Annotated in this window: 23 protein-coding genes and 1 tRNA gene; 7 read left to right on the top strand and 17 right to left on the bottom strand. The window is 53.6% G+C overall.

Annotated elements, in window-relative coordinates:
- Positions 1–11: 11 nt before the first annotated feature.
- The 4 genes from ACJU26_RS02550 to ACJU26_RS02535 form a co-directional block, all read right to left on the bottom strand.
- Positions 12–1,415, bottom strand: coding sequence for a purine-cytosine permease family protein (locus ACJU26_RS02550; protein WP_414040991.1), 1,404 nt, complete (start codon positions 1,413–1,415; stop codon positions 12–14).
- A gap of 24 nt (positions 1,416–1,439) precedes the next feature.
- The gene (locus ACJU26_RS02545) at positions 1,440–2,177 is read right to left on the bottom strand and encodes an energy transducer TonB (RefSeq protein ID WP_414040990.1); all 738 of its coding nucleotides are present in this window, start codon (positions 2,175–2,177) and stop codon (positions 1,440–1,442) included.
- A gap of 74 nt (positions 2,178–2,251) precedes the next feature.
- Complete coding sequence (locus ACJU26_RS02540) at positions 2,252–2,650, bottom strand: ExbD/TolR family protein (RefSeq protein ID WP_414040989.1); 399 nt, start codon at positions 2,648–2,650, stop codon at positions 2,252–2,254.
- 49 nt (positions 2,651–2,699) lie between these two features.
- Entirely contained in the window at positions 2,700–3,398 is a 699-nt protein-coding gene (locus ACJU26_RS02535) for a MotA/TolQ/ExbB proton channel family protein (protein ID WP_414040988.1), read from the bottom strand.
- Between the two features lie 312 nt (positions 3,399–3,710).
- Here ACJU26_RS02535 and ACJU26_RS02530 point away from each other — a divergent pair, with 312 nt between their 5' ends.
- The 3 genes from ACJU26_RS02530 (at position 3,711) to ACJU26_RS02520 (ending at position 7,243) form a co-directional block, all read left to right on the top strand.
- Complete coding sequence (locus ACJU26_RS02530) at positions 3,711–5,297, top strand: APC family permease (RefSeq protein ID WP_414040987.1); 1,587 nt, start codon at positions 3,711–3,713, stop codon at positions 5,295–5,297.
- Positions 5,298–5,393: 96 nt separating this feature from the next.
- The gene (locus tag ACJU26_RS02525; RefSeq protein WP_414040986.1) at positions 5,394–5,870 is read left to right on the top strand and encodes a LexA family protein; all 477 of its coding nucleotides are present in this window, start codon (positions 5,394–5,396) and stop codon (positions 5,868–5,870) included.
- A 2-nt stretch (positions 5,871–5,872) separates the two neighbouring features.
- Positions 5,873–7,243, top strand: coding sequence for a Y-family DNA polymerase (locus tag ACJU26_RS02520; RefSeq protein WP_414040985.1), 1,371 nt, complete (start codon positions 5,873–5,875; stop codon positions 7,241–7,243).
- Here the strand turns inward: ACJU26_RS02520 and ACJU26_RS02515 are convergent.
- Positions 7,162–7,434 (bottom strand): hypothetical protein, encoded by a 273-nt coding sequence (locus ACJU26_RS02515; protein WP_414040984.1) that lies wholly within the window; start codon positions 7,432–7,434, stop codon positions 7,162–7,164. The genes ACJU26_RS02520 and ACJU26_RS02515 overlap by 82 nt on opposite strands.
- A 250-nt stretch (positions 7,435–7,684) precedes the next feature.
- On the opposite strand from ACJU26_RS02515, the gene ACJU26_RS02510 reads away from it, so the two are divergent.
- Entirely contained in the window at positions 7,685–13,165 is a 5,481-nt protein-coding gene (locus ACJU26_RS02510) for an alpha-2-macroglobulin family protein (RefSeq protein ID WP_414040983.1), read from the top strand.
- A gap of 7 nt (positions 13,166–13,172) precedes the next feature.
- Complete coding sequence (locus ACJU26_RS02505; RefSeq protein WP_414040982.1) at positions 13,173–15,233, top strand: transglycosylase domain-containing protein; 2,061 nt, start codon at positions 13,173–13,175, stop codon at positions 15,231–15,233.
- Between the two features lie 233 nt (positions 15,234–15,466).
- Here ACJU26_RS02505 and ACJU26_RS02500 read toward each other — a convergent pair whose 3' ends face one another.
- The 8 genes from ACJU26_RS02500 to ACJU26_RS02465 all read right to left on the bottom strand — a co-directional run bounded on the left by ACJU26_RS02500 (position 15,467) and on the right by ACJU26_RS02465 (position 21,483).
- Positions 15,467–15,709: a hypothetical protein gene (locus ACJU26_RS02500; RefSeq protein ID WP_414040981.1), complete on the bottom strand. Its 243-nt coding sequence runs from the start codon at positions 15,707–15,709 to the stop codon at positions 15,467–15,469.
- A gap of 358 nt (positions 15,710–16,067) precedes the next feature.
- Entirely contained in the window at positions 16,068–17,291 is a 1,224-nt protein-coding gene (locus ACJU26_RS02495) for a hypothetical protein (RefSeq protein ID WP_414040980.1), read from the bottom strand.
- Between the two features lie 110 nt (positions 17,292–17,401).
- Positions 17,402–17,860, bottom strand: a complete 459-nt coding sequence (locus tag ACJU26_RS02490) for a DedA family protein (RefSeq protein ID WP_414040979.1) — start codon at positions 17,858–17,860, stop codon at positions 17,402–17,404.
- Positions 17,860–18,240: a cytochrome b/b6 domain-containing protein gene (locus ACJU26_RS02485; protein ID WP_414040978.1), complete on the bottom strand. Its 381-nt coding sequence runs from the start codon at positions 18,238–18,240 to the stop codon at positions 17,860–17,862. Before ACJU26_RS02485 ends, ACJU26_RS02490 begins: the two co-directional genes overlap by 1 nt.
- Positions 18,159–18,452: a hypothetical protein gene (locus ACJU26_RS02480; RefSeq protein WP_414040977.1), complete on the bottom strand. Its 294-nt coding sequence runs from the start codon at positions 18,450–18,452 to the stop codon at positions 18,159–18,161. The genes ACJU26_RS02485 and ACJU26_RS02480 overlap by 82 nt, the downstream gene beginning before the upstream one ends.
- Before the next feature lie 33 nt (positions 18,453–18,485).
- On the bottom strand, positions 18,486–19,142 hold the full coding sequence (locus ACJU26_RS02475) for a hypothetical protein (RefSeq protein ID WP_414040976.1): 657 nt from the start codon (positions 19,140–19,142) through the stop codon (positions 18,486–18,488).
- Between the two features lie 122 nt (positions 19,143–19,264).
- Positions 19,265–19,936, bottom strand: a complete 672-nt coding sequence (locus tag ACJU26_RS02470) for a hypothetical protein (RefSeq protein WP_414040975.1) — start codon at positions 19,934–19,936, stop codon at positions 19,265–19,267.
- Complete coding sequence (locus ACJU26_RS02465) at positions 19,936–21,483, bottom strand: glucan biosynthesis protein (protein WP_414040974.1); 1,548 nt, start codon at positions 21,481–21,483, stop codon at positions 19,936–19,938. Before ACJU26_RS02465 ends, ACJU26_RS02470 begins: the two co-directional genes overlap by 1 nt.
- 154 nt (positions 21,484–21,637) lie before the next feature.
- Between ACJU26_RS02465 and ACJU26_RS02460 the strand changes: the two genes are divergently transcribed.
- Both ACJU26_RS02460 and ACJU26_RS02455 read left to right on the top strand, forming a co-directional pair.
- The gene (locus ACJU26_RS02460; RefSeq protein WP_414040973.1) at positions 21,638–22,102 is read left to right on the top strand and encodes a tyrosine-type recombinase/integrase; all 465 of its coding nucleotides are present in this window, start codon (positions 21,638–21,640) and stop codon (positions 22,100–22,102) included.
- Positions 22,050–22,187 (top strand): hypothetical protein, encoded by a 138-nt coding sequence (locus tag ACJU26_RS02455; RefSeq protein ID WP_414042004.1) that lies wholly within the window; start codon positions 22,050–22,052, stop codon positions 22,185–22,187. Before ACJU26_RS02460 ends, ACJU26_RS02455 begins: the two co-directional genes overlap by 53 nt.
- A 14-nt stretch (positions 22,188–22,201) precedes the next feature.
- Here ACJU26_RS02455 and ACJU26_RS02450 read toward each other — a convergent pair.
- The 4 genes from ACJU26_RS02450 to pheT form a co-directional block, all read right to left on the bottom strand.
- Positions 22,202–22,278 (bottom strand) — tRNA-Pro (locus ACJU26_RS02450).
- A 37-nt stretch (positions 22,279–22,315) separates the two neighbouring features.
- Positions 22,316–22,768 carry a MerR family transcriptional regulator gene (locus tag ACJU26_RS02445; RefSeq protein WP_414041911.1) on the bottom strand — a complete coding sequence of 151 codons (453 nt, stop codon included), beginning with the start codon at positions 22,766–22,768 and terminating at the stop codon, positions 22,316–22,318.
- Complete coding sequence (locus ACJU26_RS02440) at positions 22,743–23,012, bottom strand: integration host factor subunit alpha (protein ID WP_264319172.1); 270 nt, start codon at positions 23,010–23,012, stop codon at positions 22,743–22,745. Before ACJU26_RS02440 ends, ACJU26_RS02445 begins: the two co-directional genes overlap by 26 nt.
- 40 nt (positions 23,013–23,052) lie before the next feature.
- Positions 23,053–25,449, bottom strand: a complete 2,397-nt coding sequence (gene pheT / locus ACJU26_RS02435; protein ID WP_414040972.1) for a phenylalanine--tRNA ligase subunit beta — start codon at positions 25,447–25,449, stop codon at positions 23,053–23,055.
- Positions 25,450–25,453: the final 4 nt, after the last annotated feature.

Raw genomic sequence — 25,453 nt, 5'->3', positions numbered from 1 at the left:
ATTTTTGCCAATTAATCTCCAGCATTCGAGATTTTAATATCAGCCGAATCCATCACATTAATGCATCTTTTAGACTTTTCAGAATATCTGGATAAAACTCGAAAAACCACAGACAAGACAACACCGGTCATTGCTCCCAACAGTGGAGAAATATCATTCCCATGTAGCCACAGTGCTCCCGGGCCTTCCCAAAGAGGATTGTTTGAAAAGAAAATTGTAACGACCACACCCAATACCAATACCATAATGTTCATGATACAATTTTGTGGAAATGTGCTTCCGTGAACTTTTTCGGGAATCACATCCATGAACACATAAACAATCATTATTCCCGTCCAAGGAGCGGCGATAATAATCAGCAAGTCTAAAAATGTCTGAAATGAATCCCAGAATGAAGGCGCTATAAACAACATGTAAACACCAACCAGAGTAGCAAGCATCGCATCTACGATCGTAAACATCTTACGATCCAGATCCCTGCCAATCACTACTGCCAGACTGAATGCTGAACTGTAGGAGTTCAGAAAATTAGAAGCGAGAAGGCCCAGGACAGCGAACAAGCAGAAACCTAAATACAACAACGAATCACCCAGGCCTCGTGCCGCTATGGTGATCCCTGATGGACCAACCTGGATTCCACCATGCACATAAAGAGTAATAGCCAACGCTAAAATGAGGGCACCACCGACAAAACCACCGAGGCTAGGCCAAAGCGCAATTTGCGTCAGACTCGTGTCTCGGCGAACATAGCGTGAGTAATCCGATGCGAACATAGTCCAGGAAAATGCCCCACCCATCAATGCCAACGAAATGCCTCCCAAAGCTTGTAGCGCGCTAAAATGTTCAGAAGACGGGGCAGATGTGAGTGCTTCTCCTCCATGTAACCACAGTAATATGGCCACCGCGAACAAGGCTAGAAAAATCGCACCTACGGTTTGTGCAGATACAATAGCTTTATAACCAATCACCGGGATCACAAAATTAGCACATATCGCTATAATTAAGGCTACATACAGACTCTGTTCAGGAGGCACTAATGCATAGTTATTTAAAACACTACGAAGAATATAAACAACCAGAACCAGCACCACAGCTTGCCAGCCAATCTGTGATAGCCAGTTACTAAGGGATATTAACTTATTAAATAATCGCCCAAAAACTCTTGCCGAAACTGCCATGGTGGGGATGCCATATACGAATCCAGGAATGCTCAATATTCCTACCGCGACAAAGAGCAGGGACGCCAATAGAACCACCCAGAGAAAGGAGGCCAAGGGAAATAGCTGGGCGATGAGCACACCCACTGGCAGGCTGGAAGCCGTCATAGTAGCAGCCAACCAAATCAGGGCCACCCGTGGGGCAGTACTGGTCCGCTCAAGATTCGTGGTTGCACTGATGGAATGGGAGTCACTCATCACATTTCTCCAACTAGCATGGATTTAGTCAGAACCAGCACCGACTTCTACGGGTATCTGAAATATCGTATTTTGTTTCGGCATTTTTTTGAGAAAGGGCGGAAAATTCCCGCTTTCCACCGCCGCCAGTGCCGCACGGTTGACGGCCGATAACGGACTGGGATCAATGACTTTTGCCCACAGCACTTTCCCGGACGGCGAAACTTCAAATTGTACAGTCGCCTTCCCTTTCAAACCCATGGCCTTCAGCTCGGCAGGGACATGCAAATTCTGCTGAATCATCGGCCTCAACAAACCGACATATCGACCCATCAAAGAGGCCGTTTGGGCTGCCGATAGTGGCGCCGGCGGTGGAGGGGTGACGACCGGTTTGGGCGGCACCGGCGGTACCGGCATCGGTTTGGGCGCTGGTGGTGTCACCGTTTTTACCGGCGGGGTCGGCACAGGAACAGGTTTCGGTGGTATCACCACTTTAGGATGCGGTCGCGGAGGTGGTGGCGTCACATGATGCACTATCGGCTTGGGTGGCACTGGTTTCGGCTGGGGAATCACCTTCGGAGGCGGTGGTGGTAAAGTCACTACTTGCACGGCAATCACATGCTCCTTGGGTTTAACGATGGGAGGATGGGGTCTTGTCTGACCATACCAGACCAAACCGAGTACCAGCATTATTTCGACCGCCACAGCAGCACCCAAAGCATATTTGAAATGCTGATCCTTTATGTTCGGCACAAAGGAGAAGTTGCCATTTTCAGTGATCATGCTTGCCATCTGCTGTTGTCCTGTTGTCCGATTGCTGACTCAAAGTAGTGAAACCATTTTTCATATCAGCCTGTTTATGTTGCTTTCGCAGCAATACCAATACCGGTAACTCCCGCTTTCTGGCAGGCGTCCATGACATGCACGAAATCCTTGAAGGGCACCATTTTGTCCGCCGCTATGGTGACCTGGGTATGCTTGGTATCACCATCAGCGCCCAGAAAACCTTGCAGCTCTTCCAGATTCATTTTTTTTCCTTTCACCACAACGCTGCCGTCCTGCACAATATTCAATACAAAATGCGGATGCGGTAATACTTTGGTTTCACTGGATGTCGGCAGATGCAACTTGAGTCCTTTGTCCGTAATCATATTCAGCGTGATCATGATAAAAAAGACCAAGAGGAAGAGCATGACATCAATCATCGGAATAATTTCTACACGCCCTTTTTTACGGGGACGACGCTGGGGTAGCATAAGCAACTCCTTGTCCTAAATGATAAACAACAGAACAATCATCAAACGATTATGCCATGGCCTTTTTTATTACCGGAGGTTGTTGTGGTATGGCATCTTCTTCCAACACCACAGGCGCGCCATCCAACCGATTCATCAACACCACTTTCAGAGATTCCAGTTGAAAAACCGTTTTCTCAATGGAATTATTGAAAGCGTTGAAACTCAGAAGACCGAGCATGGCGATAAATAGACCCGAGGCCGTTGCGATGAGTGCATCAGCAACCCCACCCGTCACAGAAGTCGCGTCATGGCCTGGAGCTGCCAAAATTGAAAACGCGTGGAACATCCCCAGGATCGTGCCAAACAGACCCAGCAGCGGGGCGAGCGTGACAATCGTATCCAGAATCCACAGGCGTTTATCCAGACTCGGCGTTGTGAGAAAAATGGCTTCGTCCAAACGATTCGCAAAAGCTTCGCCTCTTGCGCTACCATAATGGTGGATCAGGTTGAAGTGACGCAGCGCCACACTTAGCAAGGCTTCTTCCGGTAATCCTTTGGCCATTCCCGATAGTTCTTCGAGGTCAGGACGTCTGAGCTTTCCCCGGTTGGATATGCCCCACAGTATCTTCCTTCCCTTGCTGATGGCATTACGGAGATACCAGCCCCTATCAAAAATTACCGCCAACTCAATGACGAACAAGAGCATCAAAAGGTACAGAACGCCATCGGAGTAATTGGCAAGATGTACGATGTAAGCAAGTGACATAAATGGTGACCTCATCCTCAGTGATTAAAAAACTACCCAGCACAGATATTGCAGAAAACATGCCACCCGCTGAAACTGCTCGCAATGGGATGATTCTTCGCCATTTGACGAAGATCCATCATCCTGACTGAGCAATTTCGGTGCAATCAAGGTGGTAATGCACTATTTAGGTGCACTTAAGTGCTTCGGCCTATGGAATAGGATAATGTACGGTATGACAGGTTCTATAAAGTTCTTTTTATGCAGGCACCACTTACAAAAAAGTCAACACTCAACATTACATGAAACTCATATAAGGAGGGCCCTGCAAACATGGTCAGAAAACTGAAAAGAGAGGTCGGCTTCTCTGGGCTGATATTCGCCAGCCTGGGAGGCATCATCGGATCGGGCTGGTTGTTTGGCCCCCTGAATGCAGCCCATATCGCCGGGCCACTCAGCATTTTTTCCTGGTTAATCGGTGCGGTGACCATACTTTTTCTAGGGCTGACTTATGCCGAAGTCGGCCCTCTGTTCCCCCGCGCCGGCGCTGCTGCCCATATTGCCAATGTCGTTCATGGCAACCTGCTGGGTAAAATCTGGGCATGGCTGCTGTTCATGTTCTACATTGCCATTGCTCCAGTGGAAGTCATTGCTGTGCTGACCTACGCCAACAACTATATCCCGGGCCTTTTGCAGGGAAATACCGGCCTGCTCAGCGGGCTCGGGCTGATAGCCGCCGTGCTGCTGCTGGGTATCATGTTTTTGCTGAATTTTCTGGGTATCAAACGCGTCGCACAGATATTTACCGGCATGGGCTGGTGGAAGCTGGCAGTACCTGTACTGACCATCATCGTCTTGGTGGCTTTTTCCTACCACCCGGAAAACCTCCATATCCTTCATACGAAGGAAAGTGTACACGGCATGTTTGTGGCCGTAGCCTCTTCCGGCATTGTCTTCAGTTACCTGGGGTTCAGACAAGCCATTGAATTAGGTGGTGAGAGCAAAAATCCGGGCAAACACATTCCCATGGCCGTCATCGGCTCTATCCTTATTGGCGGTTGCCTTTACGTTGTCCTGCAATGGGCCTTCCTGGTCAGCATGCCCCCCGATCAGCTCGCCCAGGGCTGGACCAAGCTCAGTTTCAGTGGGGTTTTTGGTCCTTTTGCGGCGGTGGCTGGCATGTTGGGGATTACCTGGCTGGCGGTGCTGATTTATGCCGACGCCCTCATTTCTCCTGGAGGCACGGCCCTCGTCTATGCCACTTCGGCAGCGCGGGCGGTGGTCGCCAACGGTGAGGTCAAGGCCGGTCCGAGTTTTTTTACCAAGATCAGTGAAGGGGGCGTTCCCTGGGTCGGGGTGATTGTCGCCTATGCGATTGGTTGCCTGTATTTTCTGCCTTTCCCTTCCTGGCAGAAACTGGTCGGGTTCATTACCACCATTTCGGTCATTACCTATGGCATCGGCCCCATCGTCCTGCTGCAGTTGCGGCGCTCGGTTCCGGATTTGCAACGACCTTTCCGTCTGTGGGGCGCCCATGTCATTGCCCCGATCGCTTTCATTTTATCCTCACTGGTCGCTTATTGGGGCGGTTTGCAGGCGCTTTCCTACATTTTTGGCGTACTGTTTGCTGTGCTCATCATCTACGGGATCGTGCATCTGATCCGGGGCAAAGCCGATGACAAGCCCCTCGGCTTCAAACACATTACCTGGATATTTCCCTATTTCATCGGACTCTGGGTGCTTTCCTGGTTTGGCCCCAAGGTCTTGGGAGGAACCGGGGATATCCCGTTTTATCTATCCATGCTGCTGGTAGCCATTCTGGCCATTATCTGCATGATCTGGGCGCTGAAGGTCACGGTTCCGGATAGTAGTGTCAGCGATTATTTTTCGGCCATGGAGCATGAAGGCATCGAGCTGTAACCCGGATCAGCATTCCGTCTTCGGTCAAGCCCCCTTTTCAGGGGGCTTTTTGCTATGATGGAGAACATCTGACGTTCCGACAGTGGAGTGAACATCATGGGGAATACAGCGTCCAGTAGCGCCCGCAACGTGGCTGCGGAGCAGAAGCCGATGGTTTATCGTCCGTCCAGCCATCCCTTGCCCTTAAAAAGACCCTTGTATTCATCGCGGATTCCGGCGGGTTTTCCTTCTCCGGCCGATGATCATGTCGAGCGCTCGCTGGATCTGCATGAACATTTGCTGCCCCATCCTGATGCCAGTTTTTTTCTGCGGGTTTCTGGCGATTCCATGCTGGACTATGGCATTCATGATGGCGATCTGCTGATTGTCGATCGTGCCATTGATGCCAGGGAAGGGCATATTGTCATTGCCGCCGTGGATGGCGAACTCACCGTCAAAAAACTCGGCAAACATGCCGGGCAACCGGCTTTGTTACCGGGTAATAGCGCGTATCCACCCCTTTTGCTGGATCCCGAACAGGAACTGGTGATCTGGGGCGTGGTGCGTCATGTCATTCATAGTCTGGGCCAGTAAAAATGACCTTTGCCCTGGTGGACGCCAATAATTTCTATGTGTCTTGCGAGCGCTTGTTTGCACCACAACTGGAGGGGCGCCCGGTAGTCATTCTCAGCAACAATGATGGATGCGCCGTATCCCGATCCGCCGAAGCCAAGGCCCTGGGCATCGGGATGGGCAGGCCGTATTTCCAATGGCAGAAACTGGCGGAACAACAGGGTGTCGTCGTACTGTCTTCCAACTATGCACTGTATGGTGAATTATCGGCACGGATGATGCGTTTGCTGGGCTCCTTGAGTGCGGCACAGGAAATCTACAGCATTGACGAGTCCTTTTTGCGCATCCCCGTCCAGGGTGACGCAGCGCTGCTCTGGGGTCACAGCACCCGGCGGCGGATTCGCAAGGAGTTGGGCTTGCCGGTTTGTGTCGGCATGGGGCCTTCCAAAACCCTGGCCAAACTCTGTAATCACTGGGCCAAAAAAGGTCGGGGCACAGAGGGCGTGTGTGATTGGGACAGCATACCTGCCACCCAAAAAGCGCGGTGGCTTCAGAAAACGCCTGTGGATGCCGTCTGGGGAATTGGCAGACAACTGGGCGTGAGACTGGGTCAGCAGCAAATCCATCAGGTCATGGATTTGCTGCGTGCGAATCCCGTCGCCCTCCGGCATCGCTACGGGGTCGTCCTGGCCCGCATCCACAAGGAACTGCAGGGCGTGTCCTGCCTGCCGCTGGAACAAGTGCCACCGAAACATCGGCATATCCAGTGCAGCCGTTCATTTGGCCATGCCACAGAGAAACTCGCTGATCTGGAAGAAAGTTTATCCGTACATACACAGCGTTGTGCGGCAAAGTTGCGCCAGCGCGGCCAGATGGCCCAGGGAATTCATATCCAGATTCGCAGCTCGCCCCATCGGGGATGCTATTATTCCGGTGTCGCCTTTCGCCGTTTGGCCCGGCCGAGTAATGATTACCGGGAGCTGTGGTCTGCCGTGAAAGCCGCGCTGGCAGAGGCTTATCGGCCAGGTGTGCGCTATGTCAAATCCGGCATTTTGCTGAGCGACTTGCAGGACATGGATGCACCAGAAACCCGGAGTTTGTTTATCCCGGAAACGGATGCCCCTGAATGCCGGGACAAAAAACAGGCAGATTTGACGGATGTCTTGTCACGGCTGCAAAAGCGTTACGGAAAAGCCGCTCCAGGTTTCGGGGTGGCGGGTCTGCGCGCCCCCCGCGCCTGGTCCATGCGTACCGACAAGCGCTCGCCCCGCTATCTGAGCGAGTGGTCCGACATTCCCGTTGTCCGGGCCGGCTATTCGACAACGACTTCCAGTGCCCCCACGTCCAGAAAAGCCGCCTCCACCATTGCTGATTCCTTCTCGTCAAAACCATAAAACTCACAGGCAATGACATCTTTTTCAGCAAATATTGCCGGACTGCAGCGCAACGGCTGCTGTAACAATTTCTGTAGCGCAGCATAGTAATCGGGATGGTTCCCGTGCTTCTCCATCCAAGCCGTGCGGATGCTGGAAAGGGCTTCCTTGGCCGCATTTTCATCATGAAATAATACTTTCAGGGCAAACATAAAATTCTCCTGTTAGACAACGGCATCTCATTCCCCATCAGAAAAATGGCTGGGAATAAGCAAATTGGATGAGTATAACAGCTTTCAGAAAGCGGCACGTTTCACTTCCTGACGGCTTCATGCGCAATTGCAGATTTATCATTCAGGAAGATCATGATCCACAGACCTGTTGCGTTACCTGGTTGCGTTTCCGGTATGGACTTGGCATAATTCAATTAGGCTATCCTATAGAATTATATAGAGAAAACATATGGCTCAACGGAAAATCAGATCCCGGATCCTTTGGATAGCGTCAGTAGCGCTGCTTGTCCTCATCGCCTTTGCGGCATGGGCCTTTACGAGCCAGCACAGCGCAAGCACACAAAGCGCCAAGGCGAATGCCCATGGTTCATCTGAATCTACAACTCCTGCTGCGGAATCATACCGGCTCAGCGCGCAAAAAGATCATGAGGCCTCAACCTCAACCCTGCCTGCCGAACCCGCCAATCATGCCGAAAACAGTACGAGCGTCCCGATCGTCCATTTATCTCGGGCCTTGCCCGGCTTGGATCATGATGCGGAAACCTACGCCAGCACCCTGGAGTCCTCCCCACGGGGACAAAGCTTTCGCGACAAATGTCAGGACAAGGAAAAGGAAATTCATAGTGTCCTGCAATCCGGGGATACGGCCCGGGCGGCGCTCCTGCAAGATCAATATCAAATCTGGAAACAGCAACAGCGCAGCCAGGCCCTGAACAAAGCGGAGCACGCTTATTCACAAGGCGACTGGGCAGCAGCCGTCGCCGACTATCAACAACGCATCGCCCTTGGAGATACTGCAGACCCCAAAATCTGGTGGGTTTTCGCCCAAGCACTCCTGAAACAGGGCAGTGCCTCCGCGAAAGAGGCCAAATATGCCGCCTATCTGGCGTACGAACGCAATATTTACAGTCAGAAGCCGGAGCTCAGCCTCCTGCTCCCGACCTTACGGCTCCTCCAGGAAGCCCTAGCCGCGGAAAACGATCATCTCGGTGAAATTCATCTCCTGGAGGCCATGTATCGCGCTTATCCCCATGATGCCCAGGCCGCCATGGACCTCAAAAAGGCCGTGATGACGGATGGTTTCAAAATCCAGAGCATCACCCCGGATAGCAACCAGTTTCCGACGCGGACCTGTGTCCGCTTTACGGCCCCGCTTGCGGAAGCGCCGGATTTTCATGTCAGCAACTGGGTCAGCTTTTCGCCGACCCGCTCGCAGGTTGCGGTGGTCCGCGAAAATGGCGGCATCTGCATCAGTGGTCTGCCTGCCGGTAGCAGCACCCGGATGCATATTCGTGCCGGCCTTCCCGCCATTGCGGGGGCTGTCCTGGTCCACGCCAAAACCGTTACCTTGACCCTGCCCAATCGGTCCCCCAGCATCATCACCGATACGGGAAGATTCATTATCCCGGCATCCCTGCCTCCCGCCGTGGGTTTTTCGAGCGTCAATATTTCCCGGGTCAAGCTGAAAATCAATCGGGTGCCGGAACGCGCCCTGCTGGCTTTTATCGCCAATCACCCATTGCTGAACCAGGACAACAGCGAATCCACCCTGAACAATCAAAACAGCCTGACGGTATGGCAAGGCAGTGCGGATGTTCCGCATTTCGCTCCCAACCGCCTGATGCACAGCATATTGCCCCTGCCCAAAATCCTGCAAAAACCGGGGCTCTATGCCATTCAAATCAGCCCGGGAGATGGCACCCCCAACCCGACCGGCGCCTTGAACAGCGTGCAACTGGTGTTGCGCACCAATCTGGCGCCGACGGTCTGGCGGGGGCGGAACGGATTGACGGTGCAGATCCGTCATTATACCGATGCCCGCCCCTGGCCTGGGGTCTCGGTAAAACTCATCGCCCAGGACAACGATATCCTGCAGAGCGTCCAGACCAACGCCGATGGCATTGCCTCTTTCCCCGAGCCCATTCTCCAGGGCAGCGGCGGACAAAGCCCGGCGGCCCTGCATATTTATGGTCCGGGGCAGGAATTTACTCTGTTCAATCTGGGAGACTCACCCCTGAATTTGTCGGGACGCGGCATTTCCGGGCGCCCGGCCCTGAAGCCCGTCAGCCCTTTCCTCTGGCTGGACCGGGGCATTTATCGGCCCGGCGAGACGGTTCATGTGACGGCCATTTATCGCAGCGCCGCAGGTCAACCCCTGGGCTTGCCCCTGCATCTCATCGTCCGGCGGCCCGGTGGACAGGTATTTCTGGATACGGTGCCGAAATCGTCCGACGATGATGCCATTACCGTCCCGGTCGAATTGCCACTGGCGGCTCAGGATGGGAACTGGAGCGTCAGTCTCGCCACCGGCCTCCATGAACCTGCCCTGGCCCAGGAAAACTTCACCGTCTCTGCCTTTGTACCCCCCACGCTGGCGGTCAAGCTGGGCAGCGCCAAACCCATCCCGGCCGGGCAAGCCCTGCAGTGGCCCGTAGAAGCACGCTATCTCTATGGTGCGCCGGGGGCGCATCTTTCGGGCACGGCAAGGATCAGCATCAGCAGCGGTCCTACGCCTTACCCGCAATGGCAGGGCTATCATTTCGGGCTCCACGACGAAATATTTACCGCCCCGGTGCAGGAACCGGCGTTACCCGAAACCGATGCCACCGGTCACACGCAGGTTCCCATCAACTTACAGAAATTGCCGGACAGTACCCGCTTCCTGGAAGCCCATGTCGCCGTGTCCATCAATGAGCCCTCCGGTCGCCCGGTAAGCAGCGCGATCGTCTTGCCGATCATTCCCGACCATCCCCTGATCGGCATTGCCAGCGACTTTAAAAATGACACGGTGGCCGCCGGAAAAACACCGGAGTTTCATCTCGTGGCCCTGGCACCGGACGGCAAGGCCAGCGCCATGCCCGTACAGATCCAGCTCGTTCGGCAATCCTCACAATGGAATATCTCCATGCATCATGGGGTGGCGAGTTGGGGATATAGCTACATCGATCATCCGGTGTTGACGAAAAATATCACCTTGCCCGCCGGCCAGGCTTATGCTCTGCGGTTGCCGGTGCTGGATTATGGTCGCTATCGTCTGCGGGTGACGGAAGCCCATGGCGGACTGGCGGCGAGTTCCGTGATTTTTTATTCCGGTTGGCAGACCAGTGCCAATCCGGGCGTGCCACAACGGGTTTCCGTGCGCAGCAGTGCCGCAGAATATGCGGCTGGGAGCATGGCGACCATCCATATCACCGCCCCCTTCGCCGGCCCGGCGGTCCTGGTCCTGGCCAATGATAAAATCATTTCCCTGAAAAACTTCCATCTGCCCCAAGGCGGAACCACCCTGCAGATACCCGTTCAGAAGGATTGGGGCGCGGGGGCCTACGCACTGGTCGACATATTTCGTCCCGCCAGCGCCACCGCGGCGCCGGAACGCGCCGTTGGTCTGACCTGGTTGGGTCTTCAGCCCGGTTCGCGGGCCATCCCCGTCCACTTTGATGTGCGGCAAGTATATCGCCCGCGGCAAAACATCCGAATTCCTGTCAAAACGCGCCCGGGCGCCTATGTCACCCTGGCCGCCGTGGACCAGGGCATTCTCAACCTCACCCAGTTCCCCAACCCCAATCCGCTGCATCACTTTTTTGGCAAACGGCGCCTGGATATCAGCGTCGCCGACAACTACGGCGCACTGCTGGCCCGTCCCACCGGTTACGAGGCGCTGTTGCAAAACGGTGCCGGGGCCAATTTCGGACCGGCGGTACGCCCCATCCCCCAGAAGGTGGTGGCGCTGTTTGCGGGACCCGTGCAGGCCAACCGGGCCGGCATCGCGGAACTGCCCATCGATGTCCCGGAATTCAATGGCAGCCTGCATCTGATGGCGGTGACCTGGCAGGGCGATGCGGTAGGGGCGGGCGCTACCAACATCATCGTCCGCAACCGGCTCATCGCCAATTTGCTCTTGCCACGCTTTCTCTCACCCGGCGACCAGGCCGACGCCACCGTCATGCTGCAGAACCTGAACTTGCCTGCCGGCACGTATCACAGTGTGGTCACGGCCAGCGGACCACTTCGCGTCGGCGTCAACGGCCAGGCCAACACCCTCTTGAAAGCGCAGACCATGCATCTTTTGCCGGTCACCCTGACCGGGACGGGAGAGGGCATGGCGCATCTGACCTTGAGTATCACCGGACCGGATGGATACCATCTGGTCCGGCATTGGGATATGGACATGCATTCCACGCAGCCGCCGGTTTCCCGAAATCGCACTTTCCGCATCGCTGCGGGAAGCCAGCGCATCCTCAAGGCCGATCTGCAGGGCTACATCCCCGGTTCCAGCAAGACGGCCGTGACCCTGGGCAACACCCTGCCATTCAACCCCAAAGCCTATGTGCAGGCGCTGTATCAGGGCTGGCATTGTCATTCACTGCTCAATGCCGCCAGCAAAGGGTTACCCCTGACGGTCCTCAAAGCGCCACTGGTTACCCGGCAACAAGCGGCCAAACTCCAGGACTACGTGAATCAGGTGCTCAATGATCAGCGCTATGACGGAGCCTTTGGACTCTGGTCCAATAACGGCAACGCCCAACCTTGGCTCACGGCATTTGCGACCGAGTTCCTCCTGCGTGCCCAGAAAGCCGGGGCGACGGTGCCCCAGGCCACCATCGACCAGGCCCTGCACTGGCTCAGTAACGAGGTAGGAGAGGAAGAGCACAGTGTATTTGATCGCATTTATGCTGTGTACGATCTGAGCCTGGCTGGGAAAGCCCCGGCCGGGGCCATCCGCATGCTGGCCAGACACATGGATCAACTCTCCATGCCCTTGGCCCTGGCGCAACTCGGTTCGGCCCTGAATACCATCGGCGAACGCGATCAGGCTCTGCAGGCCTTGCACAAGGCCATCAAAAATCAGGGACCGATCGGTGGTGACTGGTGGTGGGGACGTGAGGACTGGGATGCAGCCTTCGGTTCCCCTCTCCGGGATGCCTGGGCGGTACCGACCATCGTCGCCCAGACCGGGCTGCTGCCCGACGCCCTTCTCAAGTTGAGACGGGACCTGCCCGGCGGGGGGCTGGAGCCGGACAGCCTGACCACCCAGGAACTGGCCTGGGCGCTCTACGCCGATGGCGTGCTGGGCAATAATGAGCAACCAGTGCATGTGCAATGGGGCCAGCGCATCATCCAGCAGAGCGGGCCCGTCGTTTTGCCCCTGACCCAGGCAGTCAAGCTGCGCAATCTCGGCAACAAACCCCTGCCGGTGGCCATCAGCACGACGGGTATCACCAGCAACCCACCCCCTGCCGAAAGCCACGGATTGACCGTCAGCCGGGCCTTTTATTCACTCTCCGGTCAGCCCTTGCAGCCGGATTCCCTGCCCCAAAACACGGTCTTCGTGGCGGTCCTGAAAGGCGCCATCAGCGATAACCTGCCCCATCGCGTGCTGCTCGATATGGGGCTGCCACCGGGCTGGGAACTGGCAGGCGACACTTCGGCGGGCAAGGCGCATGGTCTGCCCTGGTTGAAAGACCTGAGCACCCCCGAGGCGACTGCGGCCACCGATGACCGCTACGAAGCCGCCTTCAAAATGGCGCCTAAAAACAGTCGGGCCTTCGACGGTGATGGAATCCCCGCATTCAAGACGGCGATACTGCTGCGCGCCGTCACTCCGGGGCACTACCTTCTGCCCGGCGTCAGCGTCAGCGATATGTTTCATCCCTCCATCCTGGCAAGGACATCCGGCCGCAAGGTCAGTGTGACGCCGCCGGCGTCATGAACGCGGTATGAACGCACCCAAGCGGGTCTGGATCTTGTCGCTTGTCCTGCACTGGGGCCGACTCTGCCTCTGGCCCCGGGGCCGCTACGCTTGGTGGCGACGCTTGGGACACTGGCTGCTGATCTGCATCATCCTGGTGGCGGTCAGCGCCTGGTTCATGCCCCCCGATACCCAGGCGCTGAGACAGGAAGGACGTATCATTTACGACCGCCACGGTCATGTGTTGAGCCTGTTTCTCAGTCGCCAGCAACAATGGGCCTTCGCCACCCCGGCCCGACAGATCAGCCCGGTCATGCGCCAGATGCTGATTGCCATCGAAGACCGCCATTTCGCCTGGGACCCTGGCATTGACCCCTTCGCCATCATCCGGGCCGTGGGGCAGATGATCATGGCGGGGCATGTGGTTTCGGGTGCATCGACCCTGACCATGCAGGTGGCCCGCATGCTTCATCCTGCCCCGCGCACCCTGCCTGTCAAAATACTGGAGGCCCTTCAGGCTGTATCGCTGTATGAACACTATTCCAAGTCTGCGGTGCTGGGCATGTGGCTGTCACTGGCGCCCGAGGGTGGCAACATTCAGGGCATCGAGGCAGCGGCCCATGCCTGGTTTCACCAATCGCCGCGCACCCTGGGTCCAGCCCAGGCGGTCTTTCTGGTCATGATGGTGCGCAACCCCAACCAACTGAATCCGTTGACCCATCCCCGGACGGCCCTCGCCACCCGCAACCAGATTCTGCGGGAGGCCCGGCGGCAAGGGGTCATTTCCCAGGCAGCCCTGGAACGCGCCCTGGCCACCCCTCTGCCGCATCGCCTCTATCCCATGCCCCTCCTTTCTCCCCAGGCCGTCTCGGCGCTACCCAGCGGTACCCGTACCAGCATCGATGCATCCATGGACCGCGCCGTCGCGACCATCGCGCAACACGCCCTGGCGCAGATGGCCCCGACGGAGAGCATCGCCATCATGGTGGTCAGCCTCAAAAGCAGAGGCATTCGCGCGATTTACAGCGGCGATTGGGGAAACATGCAACGCGATGGTTTCATTGATATGACCCGGGCCATCCGCTCTCCGGGCTCCGCCCTCAAACCCTTTTTATATGGACTCGGCTTTGAAGCCGGACTGCTCCGCCCCAGTACCAATGTAGCGGATTTTCCCAGCAATTTCGGCGCCTATGAACCCAATGACTACAACGACCGCTACCTGGGGGTGGTCACCGCCACTACCGCGCTGCGCCGGTCCCTCAATGTCCCCGCCGTGGATCTGATGGAAGCCTACGGCCCCTTGCGCTTTGCCGCGCACCTGCGGGCCGCAGGCGCCCCCTTGCTGCTGCCTTACGGGGCCAATCCGGCACTGCCTCTGGCCCTTGGAGGCGCGGGCATTTCCATGCGGCGATTGTTGGCTCTCTATGCCGGGCTGGCCGACGGTGGTGTGGTTGAGCGGCTGCACCTGATTGCCGGTCAGCATCGCCCGGCGCGCCGCCTGCTTTCCCCCTACGCAGCAGAGGAAGTCACGGCCATCCTCAATCGTCCTTTTCCTTTTGGCGGCCCCAGTGGCATCGCCTGGAAAACCGGCACCAGCGCTGGTAACCGCGATGACTGGGCCATCGGCTACAATCACCGCTATGCAGCGGCAGTCTGGATTGGCCGGCCCAACGGCGCAGCCCTGCCCGGTGATACCGCCCTCGCCGCCATTCCCATCCTGGCCCAGGTTTTCAGCATCCTGCCCGGCCAACCCATCGGTGTTCATCCGGAAACCCGTCCCCTGACGCTGCAGCGCCTGCCCATGGGTACATTGCTGGAAATCGCCTCTCCCGCCCCCGGGGGCACCCTCACCGTGGGCGAGCCGGTCAGTATCCGCATCATTGGCGGGGATCGACCGCTTCACTTTCTGTTGGATGGCCGCCCACTGCCATCCAACCCGGCACTGCGCAGTGTGGAATGGACGCCCACGGTGGCCGGCTTTTATCACCTCAGCGTGCTCGATGCCAACGGCCAACTGGTCAAACGCGTCTTGCGGGCCGTGCCGCCTCTCCACGCCGCGAACCTGGAATGGAGCAGCACTGGCAATTAACCTCACGAAACTCCCTTGATTGGCAGAAACAGGAGCAGCGGATAGCCCGTGCTGCGGCCTCAAAGCCGTCTAACTCACGCCACCCGGTGCCATGTGCATATCGATGTGGATGTCGTCATACGGGAAGAACAGCGCAGCACCGGACAGCATCAAGATCATGGTTCGGAATAACGTTCACGGCGATGAATATCGCAATCCAGACCGCCAATAGAACGATCCAGAGAGCATGTCTATCAGGCCGCAACCCAAACCGAACAGTCGCTCGCGCCAATGAATGCCATCGCCTCCCGCACTATGGCCTGTTGAACAGGCTGCAAACGGTCGAGATCGGAGCGTGCTTTGTCCCGATCGGGCGGTGTTCCACAGGCGATTTCGTCCAAGACCAAAGGGTGCGCCATCACCAGATCACGCTCCAGCAGTTCAACCAGCGCATCGTTGCAATGCCGGAAGTGATCGATCCACACGGATGTGTCCACAAGAACACCTTTCACTGTTCTGCAAACTCGCGGCGGCGGGGGATTTCCTGCTTCTGCGGCATGGTTCCGCCCAAGGCAGCCAGTCGCTTGGCCGACTGGACTCTCACAAAGAGTCTTGATGGCCTCTTGTATGCGATGATGCATCAAACTAATCACTAGGATAATATTGTGACGCGAGCAGATTTTAAGGCAAGAAACGAAAACCCAGCACACACCACATCGAAACTGGATTCGCTGGTCCAGCGCTAGTGATAAAGGATTGCGAACTCCTGAGCTGGGGCTTCATGGGGTTCCAGTCAGTTAGGGGTCAGTCGGTAGGTCGGTTCGAAATCGAGGATCCCCGCAACCCATATTCGATTTAAGAAAGTGTTCGGTAAAGCATCAGAGACAATTTCGCATCAGCATGAACCCACCTGTTCAGCGATTCTCTGTATGAACGTATATCATGCGGCAATTTTTGCATAATAAGGCGTTTATGATGTAATTTTTTCATGCTAGTAAAATCTGTTTGTAATATTTTCATAAAGTAATTCGCACGCTTTTTCCAAAAACGAACTCGTCGGCGATAAATAGGGATCTTAATATCAGCAATTTTAATATTTTGTTTTCGCTCAAGAGCATCTTCTTTAAGTTTAATTAATATGTTTTCCCTATCCAAATCCAGTTGCTGATTAGCGTGATGCACAGCACCCATAATATCTAGAGGTATATTCAGATAAATCCCTCCGATAACGGCCATTTTAGACCTGCCTGCCGCAGGATAATAGGAAGGCCTTGCAAACAGTTTTAATTTAACATCTAAAAAGCGCAAGAAACCCAATTGCCTTTGGCTGTGATAATAACTTATCAACCCTTCGATAGCAGGATGTAGTTTCAGCATGGAGGGTGGAATACTATGCTTACTGGGACGAGAAAACAGAGGTTTTACGGGTGCAAACTGGTGGATCTCTTGCCCAGTTGTTTCAATCATTTTATGTAATAGAATTTCAGCGCGCATGTGCGCAATATAAATGGACAAGCGTATTCTTTGCAGGATGCTTTTTACGTTTTCAGCAATTCCTGATTTGTTTTTAAATAATCTGAGAAATCGTTTAAGATCATCTGCTATTTTATAATTTTCCCAATAGTTGATATAAATTTTTTTGAGCCTAGATTGTATCCGCTTGACTGCAGCATCATATCTGGAAAGTTTTTTATAATATGCGGGTTTTGCCTGCGACGTTATATGCCGTAAATACTTGTTCCCACCAAATAAATAATATTTCAGTCCGAGCTTCGGCTTCAAAATATAAGCTCTCGGAATGCCGTCATAGTTAAAATGGGTATAGCGGCCCACTTTGACTCTTGCTTGCAATATGGGTGAGCTTTCCGCATGAAGAATACGAATCTCTTGCCGTGCAGCACTCACATCATTAATTTTCTGCTGCACTTCTGGAGATTTTTTTGCAAAGATCAATATCTGTTTTAATGTCATTATGTCCATGCCAAACGCCGTGTTGAACAATGACATTATTAACCATATCGCAAAAAATACAATGAGCCTAAGGTGACCTGTCCTGTTGCCATCATTCATTTTCTTCATTATCTGTAGTCTATCCTATGAATTTTATAAATAATAATGTCCTATATAAGACCGATAAAATATCCACCGCCACCCCAGAATGCCACCCATAAAATACCCCCTAAAATATTCTATAGATAAAAGTCATGAAACGTAGTTTCGGCCGAACCTGAAATATGACCTTGAAGCTGTCTTAATGGCACGATAAAGCGACCAAACAAAACCACTATTGAACCATATTTGTTCAATAACTGGTGAGTTTTCTGAAGGCGTACAGCAGTAATACCAATCCATTTACCATTCGTTTTTAGCCAGTGTAGGCCGATTTTATAACCCATATAGTATGCAGCAAACCACCCCATACAAGTGGCAAAACCCCCTAATCCAAAAAGGATTAGGGGGTTGAAAGTACCTTGACCGGCCAAAAAACCGCCGCATATCAATAAGGTTTCACCTGGAAGAAATATGAGACCAGCGCTTTCTAAAAACAAAGCAATGATCACTACGGCTAATCCATAATGATCCAAGACACCTGAGAATGTCATCGCTTGACTGTGTAAATAGTTTAAAAAGTAGGAAACCAGAGACATCAGGTATTTCCCACCGAATGACTCCTACGAAAAATATTCATATTATTCAACAGTTGATCATGGAGAGCATAATAATGATAGAGCGCGGCCAAACTATGAATACCGATCAAAACAGCCAAACTGAGAGCCACCGCAGCATGCCATTGTAACACATTGGAATACACCAACTGGAGATCAGGAGTTATGGAAAGCGGGAAATGCCATATGCCAATAGTCAAATCCTTACCAAGAAGTCCTATCATCCAGATGCCGAGAGCACATTCTAAAAAAATAAGGCCATAAAACGTGAGATGGACCACTACTCTAGCCCATTGTTGATGTATTTTGCGGGTCTCTGAACCTGATTGGCGACCGTGAAGACCCGGAAAATTAACATGCATGAGGCAAGGAATAAAATAAGTAAACCCGTTTCTTCATGGATCAGGATCCCAGCGGCAAAATATCTGTGCAGCCAGGCGATATGTAGCATTGCCGCACCAAGCAGTCCCTGCAAAACAATCAACGCCGCGATTACCCAGTGTAATATTTTAAAAACAATATTTCCTTTACCTGAAATGCTGTTTACTTCACTCTGCATATCTTTGCTTGCCATTCTGATTCCTTCTGTTATCTAAACCTTTCTTTCTTAGTTCACGGCGGATATTTGCTCTTTAATACTCGGTAACCACTTATTTTGTGAAAAACTTTTAATCTCAGCCAGTCTCACCAGAGCTGTTTGGGCTGCGTCTCTTTTTTGGGGTGGTAACCATCTGCTGGCCTGTTTTTCTGCTTTCAGAATACTGCGCTCAGCAATCCGGCGCCCATACCATTTCTCCAACCCAGCGAATAAACCCTGTGGAGGATGTTCCGCCGCATGGAGCATGAGATGGTAGATGCGAGGATGCTCCAAACTGTCAATACCAACCATCCATAACCAGGATTGTTCCGCCGGTGTTAACTGGCTGAACCAAGTGGGTGTAGCAGCCACACACTCTGCTTTTTTGCCCGCAATGGCTGTAATGTATGGCGCACCAGGTATATGGGCGACGTGTTTGAGGTTACTCGACTTTTCGATATACAAGTGAACATTTAGCCCGGACCAGGATGCGGCTGTTCGGGCCGAATCCTGCAACGTGTGATTTTTTATCGCATGGTCCCTCAGATACTGGCATGCCTGTAAAGAATGGATCAAGACATGACCATCCGCCATTGATGTTACCATAAAACTGCTCATAAGTACCCAAATAATCCATATGCTTCTCGCTGGATAAAAGTTTTTTTCGTTATCATTTATAGATGGCATCCTTCATTTTATCCTTCAGTTAGCAGTGTTGATAAATGTACCAGATATTTTTCAGTATAGAAATCGTTCGCATGAATATTTTATCGACCCTTCATAAATTCATGTGTACATCCCATTCCTTTCTAGCAGATCTGGCCTGTAATATTGCGTGGATATACGTGAGTCGGACTCATCAATTCAATTCCAATGAGCTTAATGGATTTATAGGGGTGTATTCTTCCAGGTATGAAATCCATCTGTGAAGACGACCATATGATGGAGTACCGGCGAATGATTTTCATATCTTGAAAGACGTTGTATTGCCCATCAAAAATTCGATTGATCCATATATTGCGTGTTACCGGCTGATGAGGATTCCTCAATGTCCATACCGGCATCCATTCTTCACGGATATATTCTCGCAGCGTCCGGACAAACCGCTTTGAGGCCATGCAGGAACGCCGGATAGGGGGGAGTTGTTGGTTTCTGAACCACCGCGATGGATCATTTTCTCGACTAGCGTTCTGCAAGGTAATGGCAAGGCGTGCGTTAAGCTCATCACCATCCTCCGCCATTGCACCAATCGCTTCTTGCAACTGGGCAAACCAGTTTGAATCCTGTGCGAAGGGTTGATGCCTTTGTTTCTGGAGCCAGATGATAACACTTTTTTCCACCCAGCATTGCTGTTCACCGGATAAGCCTAATTTTTTAATGTACTTTTGGGCCAATGAGCGTGCAGCAGATCTATTGTTAGGAGTCCGATAATGAGCGGGAACCAGATTCACCAAGGGATAATTATCCGAACTTCTATACATTATGATGCCTCCTTTTGTGCGGTCCATAAATAACACCAAGTGTCACTCAGGACTTTCCCCTGCGACTCCAGGAACAGGCTCACGTTGCTGGGGTGCTGTGTGGCTGGCTGTATTTGCGCGCTCACCTGCCATTGATGTTCTAAGGGGTTGAACCGAACAGACGAATGGAGGATGCGCACTCCCGCTCCTACCGTAAAGTGGGCTTGAACGGGCGTATTGGCGGGAAGCTTTCCCAATCCGTCCCCGGCAAAGTCCACGACCAAGGTGCGAACGTCCTGCTTTCGAGGATCGCGCCCTATAAACGTCGCAACGGGATGCCCACCAGGTGGAAGAGTTTTTGCATTTCTAAAAAACCGGATTTGGTATCGTATCTGCAGGGATTCTCTTGGGGTAATGGGTTTGTCAGGAACCCAAAATGTCACGATATTGTCCAGATTACGGTTATTGGTCGGCAGTTCAACCAGTTCCACCTGTCCTCTTCCCCAATGATTGAGGGGGTGAATCCATACGCTGGGCCTTTTTTGATATTGTGTAGTCAAACCCTCATAGTTGGAAAATCGACGATCCTGCTGAAATAGACCAAACCCTATGGGGTTGTTGAGTATATAGCGAGTGACCTGGATGTGTAGGGGGTTATTTAATGGCCGCGTGATCCATTGTCCATTAGGGGCGGCCATGATGAGATCGCTGGAATCATGCTGCTGAGGATGCCAGTCCCCAGCCCTTATCCCCCGCCCTCGTCCATGCCAGTACATGCTGGACAGCGGTGCAATTTCAAGCTGTTTGATTTTTTTTCGTGGATACAACACGGCATGGACACGTATGCGCGTACTCTCCCCCGGTATCACCGTAAATCGATAGGCACCAGTGATTACGGGACTGTTCAGCAATGCATAAATGACCATTTGCCGTGCCCCTGGTTGCGGTTGTCGTAACCAAAACGCTTGGAAATAAGGAAAAATTTCACCTGAGGGTAATGCTGTATCAATCCCCAGCCCTCTCGCAGAAGTGCCATACACGGCTCCCCGCCCCACGGCCCGGAAATAGCTGGCACCGAGAAATGACAAAAATTCATTGTGATAGGGTGGCGTATCTAGTGGATAGAGCAAAGAAAATCCGGCGTACCCGCCTTTGCGGGCGAGTTGGGACTTGCTTATCACGCCATGCGTCGCGAATATCTGCGAGTTATAGGGTAAAGAAGTGGACCGCCCATGGCGGATGATGTGGATTTGCACAGGATGAACGAACGTATGACCTAATGGATAGAACAAAACCTCAAACGGTAAATTTTGCTTTTTCCAGAGTGGTTGTGTATCCAGAATCCGGCCATATTGCTGTGGGGTGAGCCTGCGCAAACGCTTACCAGCAGCGTTGACGCGGGGATGCCATGGTTTTCGCGAGAGTCTCTGGGCAAGTCTTTGGACGACAGTAAAAGAAAAAGGGCTCGCTGAGGCTAGGGTCGGCACGATAAATACAAATATCGCACCTAAGCTCAGGATTCCATATGACAGCTTGAACTTTTCATTGCTCGCAAAATAACGCATCATATTGGTGTATTTAGCAATTATTATGCCATTTATAGGGTCATGATTGTTAATATTAAAAAATTCATGTTGTCGCTTGATCTGTACAACTTTCTGATAATCCTATCAGATCACATCTTTTTCTAATATTTAAAAGGTTAATCAAATCATTTTACTAATGCTTGAAAATACGTTATTTCAGATAATCACAGCCCTGTCGCTCATCCCCGACAACAAAGTTCTAATACTGCAATGTCCGGCATGCATTCTTGGCTTCCTTGCCATTTTTGGCTTATCGCCTAGTGTCTTTCTGGACTCACAGGCCAAATCGCGGAAAGCCATCGGCGTAAACCTGACACCATCGGCCATAGCCGTATTGCGACGGCGGCTTGGAGAAGACCGTCAGTACGTATTTATCTACAAGGGCCACCCCGTCACCCAAGTATCCGGGAAGGCCTGGTGGAAGGCCCTCCAGCGGGCGGGTATTGAAAATTTTCGGTGGCATGATTTGCGACACACCTGGGCAAGCTGGCATATCCAGGCGGGAATGCCCTTGTTCAAACTTCAGGAAATGGGGGGGATGGGAAAGCATGGAGATGGTACTGAAGTATGCGCACCTTGCGCCGGAGCCTCTCGCCACTGAAGCCCAAAATATGGAAACCATCCTTTCCGGCCTTGGTACATTTACGTCACAAGGGAAAAAACATCATGCCGAAAAAGTCTCATAACCACTTGATTTATTTGGTCGGGGCGAGAGGATTTGAACCTCCGACCACCTGAACCCCATTCAGGTGCGCTACCAGGCTGCGCTACGCCCCGTTAAGAGCCGCTACTCTAATGCTTCATGGGCAGCGGGTCAATGTTTTCCTGCACATATTTTGATCAGCGCCGCTAACTCCGTTCGCAGGTAGATGAGGCGCTTGCCTGCTGTCAAACGGCCAGCAGAGGCATTATCCTCCATTTCCAGCTCCAGTTGCGCCGATGAGACTGCATGGCCTTGGCCTGTCTCACTGCGCAAACTCTGCAGTCGTTCCCGAGCCCCGTGGATGGTGTAACCTTCCCCATAAAGCAGGCTGCGAATCTGTCGCGCCAGAAGCAAGTCATGACGCTGATAATAACGCCGATTCCCTTTTCTTTTCAGGGGATTGAGTTGCGGAAATTCCTGTTCCCAGTAGCGCAGAACATGGGCTTTCACCCCACAAAGCAGAGATGCCTCACTGATGGAGAAATACTGCTTTTCAGGAATTTCCGGCAGTGCGACGAGATCTTTGCCTGCTTTCCCTTTAGGCGATGTCTGGTTCGCTACCATTGACATAGGCTTTGAGCTTCTGGCTCGGATGGAAAGTCACCACTCGCCGGGCGGTGATGGTGATTTCAACGCCCGTTTTAGGATTACGTCCCGGTCGCGGATTTTTATCACGCAAGGTGAAATTGCCAAAACCCGAGAGCTTCACCTCTTCGCCCTGGGCCAGGGTTTCGCGGATATGATCAAACAGAGCTTCCACAATACCCTTGGCTTCCCGTTTGTTCAGGCCCATGGTTTCAAACAACATATCCACAATTTCAGCTTTCGTGACAGCCACTTTTTTCTCCCTATGCGCGAAGTTCTATGGAGCCGATTTGCTGCACGGCGGTGAGCATCCGCTCCAATTCCCGTTGTACATCCGCCTCAGTCAGGGTCCGCTCCCGGTCCTGCAAAAGGAAAGCAAAAGCCAGACTGTAGGTCCCTGCCAGCAGAGGTTCCCCCTGATAGCGATCAAAAATCCATATTTCCTGCACGATGGCGCTGGCTTCCTGACGCATGGCGGCTAGAACTGCACCAGCCTCGATCGTATCGGGAATTACCAGTGCCATATCTCTTCTCAGGGCTGGATAGGGCGAGAGTGGCACAAAATGCCGCCCATTATCCAAACCTTCCAGCATCTCCATGTCCAAATAGAAGAAAAACACGGTTTTGTCCAGATCATGACGATCCGCCAGGACAGGGTGCAAGGCTCCCAGCATACCGATTCGGCGTCCGGCAACAAGAATTTCTGCCGCCTGTCCAGGATGCAAGCTGGCCTCACTGGTCAACGCCCGAAATTCAAAAGACGTTTGCGGCCATAATGCCAGAATGGCCGCCACATCGCCTTTCAGATCAAAAAAATCCACGTCCCGCTCCGCCTGGGTCCAGTTCTCGCGGTCGGCGGTTCCGGCAATGCATCCCGCCAGGATCATGCTCTGCCGCTCGGCTGAAAATATCCGCCCCATCTCAAAAAGGCGAATACGCTCCTGCTGCCGCTTCGCGTTGAATTGCAGTGTCTGCAGCAAGCCCGGCCAGAGACTGGCACGCATGACCGCCAGGTCTGCAGACAGGGGATTCAGCAATGCTGGAGCGTCGGCTTCCGGCACAAAGTCCTTCTGGGCTTCCTGGCTGATGAAACTGTAAGTAATGACCTCATGATAATCCCGGACCTGGAGGATATGCCGCATCATTCGCGATACTGTGGGTGTGCTGGACGCAGCCTGCAAAATGCCCCGGGGACGATGGACCGGCAACTGCTCATAGCCATAAATGCGGCCCACCTCCTCGATGAGATCCGCCTCCATGCGCAGATCGAAACGATGGCTCGGCACTTTGGCCTGCCAGCCCCCGGGCACGGTATGGATCTGCAGCCCAAGCCGGGTCAACACCCGCTCCACTGCTGTCTCTGCATAGGACATCCCCATGACCCGCTGCAGGCGCTGCTGGCGCAAGGTAATTTCTGCGGGAACCGGCAAACTGCCCTGCAAGGTAAAGGCGCGGGCACTGCGCAACTGTACCGGGGCGAGTGTAGCCATCTGCGCCAGCACCGCTCGGGCTACTCGGGGCGCGAGCTGATAATCTACGCCACGTTCATAGCGCATGGCGGCATCGGTTTGCAAAGACAGGCGTCGGGCCCGGCCCTGAATCGCCTTGGGCTGGAAAAAGGCGGCTTCGAGAATGATGGAGCGGGTTGCGGCGGTCACACTGGTCCGCCGCCCACCCATAATACCAGCCAGAGCCACCGGTCCCTGGGCATCGGCTATGACCAGCATGTCCGGTTCCAGGGTCAGATCCCGACCATCCAGCGCATCCAGCACTTCTCCGGCTTGAGCCCAGCGTACACAGAGCCCGCCCTGGACCATCTCCGCATCAAAGGCGTGCAGAGGCTGACCCGTCTCGAACATCCACAGGTTGAGCAGATCCACCACCGGGTGGATACAGCGCTGCCCCATGCGCCGTAAGCGCTCGCGCAGGTGGTCCGGCAAGCGCTCCGGAACCCCATCTATCCACTGTGCCGTATAACTGGGGCAGGCGGCGCGGGCGGCCGCATCCACCGCCACCGCATAGTCGCCCTCCTGCGCCTTCTCCGTGGCATCCAGTTGTGTCCACTCACCGGCGGCCGCCCCCAAAACGGCGGGATCCTGCAGTTGTTCGGCGCCCAATGCATACAGATCCCGGGCGACCCCCAGCATGGACAAGGCATCTCCCCGATTCGGCGTAATGCCCAGGGTCAGGATGTCATCCTCTAACTGTAGGTATTCCCGCAGATCCTTACCTACCGGAGCATCGGCATCCAGAATCAGCAGACCGCTGCTACCATCGTCCAGGCCCAGCTCATTTGCTGCGCAGAGCATGCCCTCGGAATGCACCCCGCGCAGCTCGGAAATACGGATTGTCTTGCCGCCTGGCAATGCTGCTCCAGGCAGCGCCAAAGGCACTTTCTGCCCTTCCGCAAGATTGGCGGCGCCACAAACTATGGTGTGCAGTGCGCCATCACCCGCATCAACCTGGGCAATGCGCAACTTGTCGGCTCCCGGATGGGGCATGACGGTTTTCACGGATCCGACCACCACCCCATGAAAAGGGACAGCGGCAGGCTCAATGGCCTCTACTTCAATGCCGCCCATGGTCAGGCGGCGGGCAATTTCATCCGTATCCCAGGGAATCTCCAATAATTCATGAAGCCATTGAATACTCACGCGCATAAGC

Source organism: Acidithiobacillus sp. M4-SHS-6 (assembly GCF_047421495.1).
Classification (GTDB): Bacteria; Pseudomonadota; Gammaproteobacteria; order Acidithiobacillales; family Acidithiobacillaceae; genus Acidithiobacillus.
The sequence above is the reverse complement of the archived record's forward strand: the minus strand, read 5'-3'. Positions and strand labels throughout refer to the sequence as shown.

Bases quoted from the DNA above. Each gene is read 5' to 3' on its own strand.
- ACJU26_RS02440 (WP_264319172.1), bottom strand. From the start codon at position 23,012: ATGTTGTTTGAAACCATGGGCCTGAACAAACGGGAAGCCAAGGGTATT.
- ACJU26_RS02525 (WP_414040986.1), top strand. From the start codon at position 5,394: ATGGGGAATACAGCGTCCAGTAGCGCCCGCAACGTGGCTGCGGAGCAG.
- ACJU26_RS02530 (WP_414040987.1), top strand. From the start codon at position 3,711: ATGGTCAGAAAACTGAAAAGAGAGGTCGGCTTCTCTGGGCTGATATTC.
- pheT (WP_414040972.1), bottom strand. From the start codon at position 25,449: ATGCGCGTGAGTATTCAATGGCTTCATGAATTATTGGAGATTCCCTGG.
- ACJU26_RS02510 (WP_414040983.1), top strand. From the start codon at position 7,685: ATGGCTCAACGGAAAATCAGATCCCGGATCCTTTGGATAGCGTCAGTA.
- ACJU26_RS02465 (WP_414040974.1), bottom strand. From the start codon at position 21,483: ATGATGCGTTATTTTGCGAGCAATGAAAAGTTCAAGCTGTCATATGGA.
- ACJU26_RS02455 (WP_414042004.1), top strand. From the start codon at position 22,050: ATGGAGATGGTACTGAAGTATGCGCACCTTGCGCCGGAGCCTCTCGCC.
- ACJU26_RS02520 (WP_414040985.1), top strand. From the start codon at position 5,873: ATGACCTTTGCCCTGGTGGACGCCAATAATTTCTATGTGTCTTGCGAG.
- ACJU26_RS02535 (WP_414040988.1), bottom strand. From the start codon at position 3,398: ATGTCACTTGCTTACATCGTACATCTTGCCAATTACTCCGATGGCGTT.
- ACJU26_RS02515 (WP_414040984.1), bottom strand. From the start codon at position 7,434: ATGTTTGCCCTGAAAGTATTATTTCATGATGAAAATGCGGCCAAGGAA.
- ACJU26_RS02445 (WP_414041911.1), bottom strand. From the start codon at position 22,768: ATGGTAGCGAACCAGACATCGCCTAAAGGGAAAGCAGGCAAAGATCTC.
- ACJU26_RS02480 (WP_414040977.1), bottom strand. From the start codon at position 18,452: ATGGCAAGCAAAGATATGCAGAGTGAAGTAAACAGCATTTCAGGTAAA.
- ACJU26_RS02470 (WP_414040975.1), bottom strand. From the start codon at position 19,936: ATGTATAGAAGTTCGGATAATTATCCCTTGGTGAATCTGGTTCCCGCT.
- ACJU26_RS02495 (WP_414040980.1), bottom strand. From the start codon at position 17,291: ATGAAGAAAATGAATGATGGCAACAGGACAGGTCACCTTAGGCTCATT.
- ACJU26_RS02550 (WP_414040991.1), bottom strand. From the start codon at position 1,415: ATGAGTGACTCCCATTCCATCAGTGCAACCACGAATCTTGAGCGGACC.
- ACJU26_RS02545 (WP_414040990.1), bottom strand. From the start codon at position 2,177: ATGATCACTGAAAATGGCAACTTCTCCTTTGTGCCGAACATAAAGGAT.
- ACJU26_RS02540 (WP_414040989.1), bottom strand. From the start codon at position 2,650: ATGCTACCCCAGCGTCGTCCCCGTAAAAAAGGGCGTGTAGAAATTATT.
- ACJU26_RS02475 (WP_414040976.1), bottom strand. From the start codon at position 19,142: ATGCCATCTATAAATGATAACGAAAAAAACTTTTATCCAGCGAGAAGC.
- ACJU26_RS02490 (WP_414040979.1), bottom strand. From the start codon at position 17,860: ATGTCTCTGGTTTCCTACTTTTTAAACTATTTACACAGTCAAGCGATG.
- ACJU26_RS02485 (WP_414040978.1), bottom strand. From the start codon at position 18,240: ATGCATGTTAATTTTCCGGGTCTTCACGGTCGCCAATCAGGTTCAGAG.
- ACJU26_RS02460 (WP_414040973.1), top strand. From the start codon at position 21,638: ATGCTTGAAAATACGTTATTTCAGATAATCACAGCCCTGTCGCTCATC.
- ACJU26_RS02505 (WP_414040982.1), top strand. From the start codon at position 13,173: ATGAACGCACCCAAGCGGGTCTGGATCTTGTCGCTTGTCCTGCACTGG.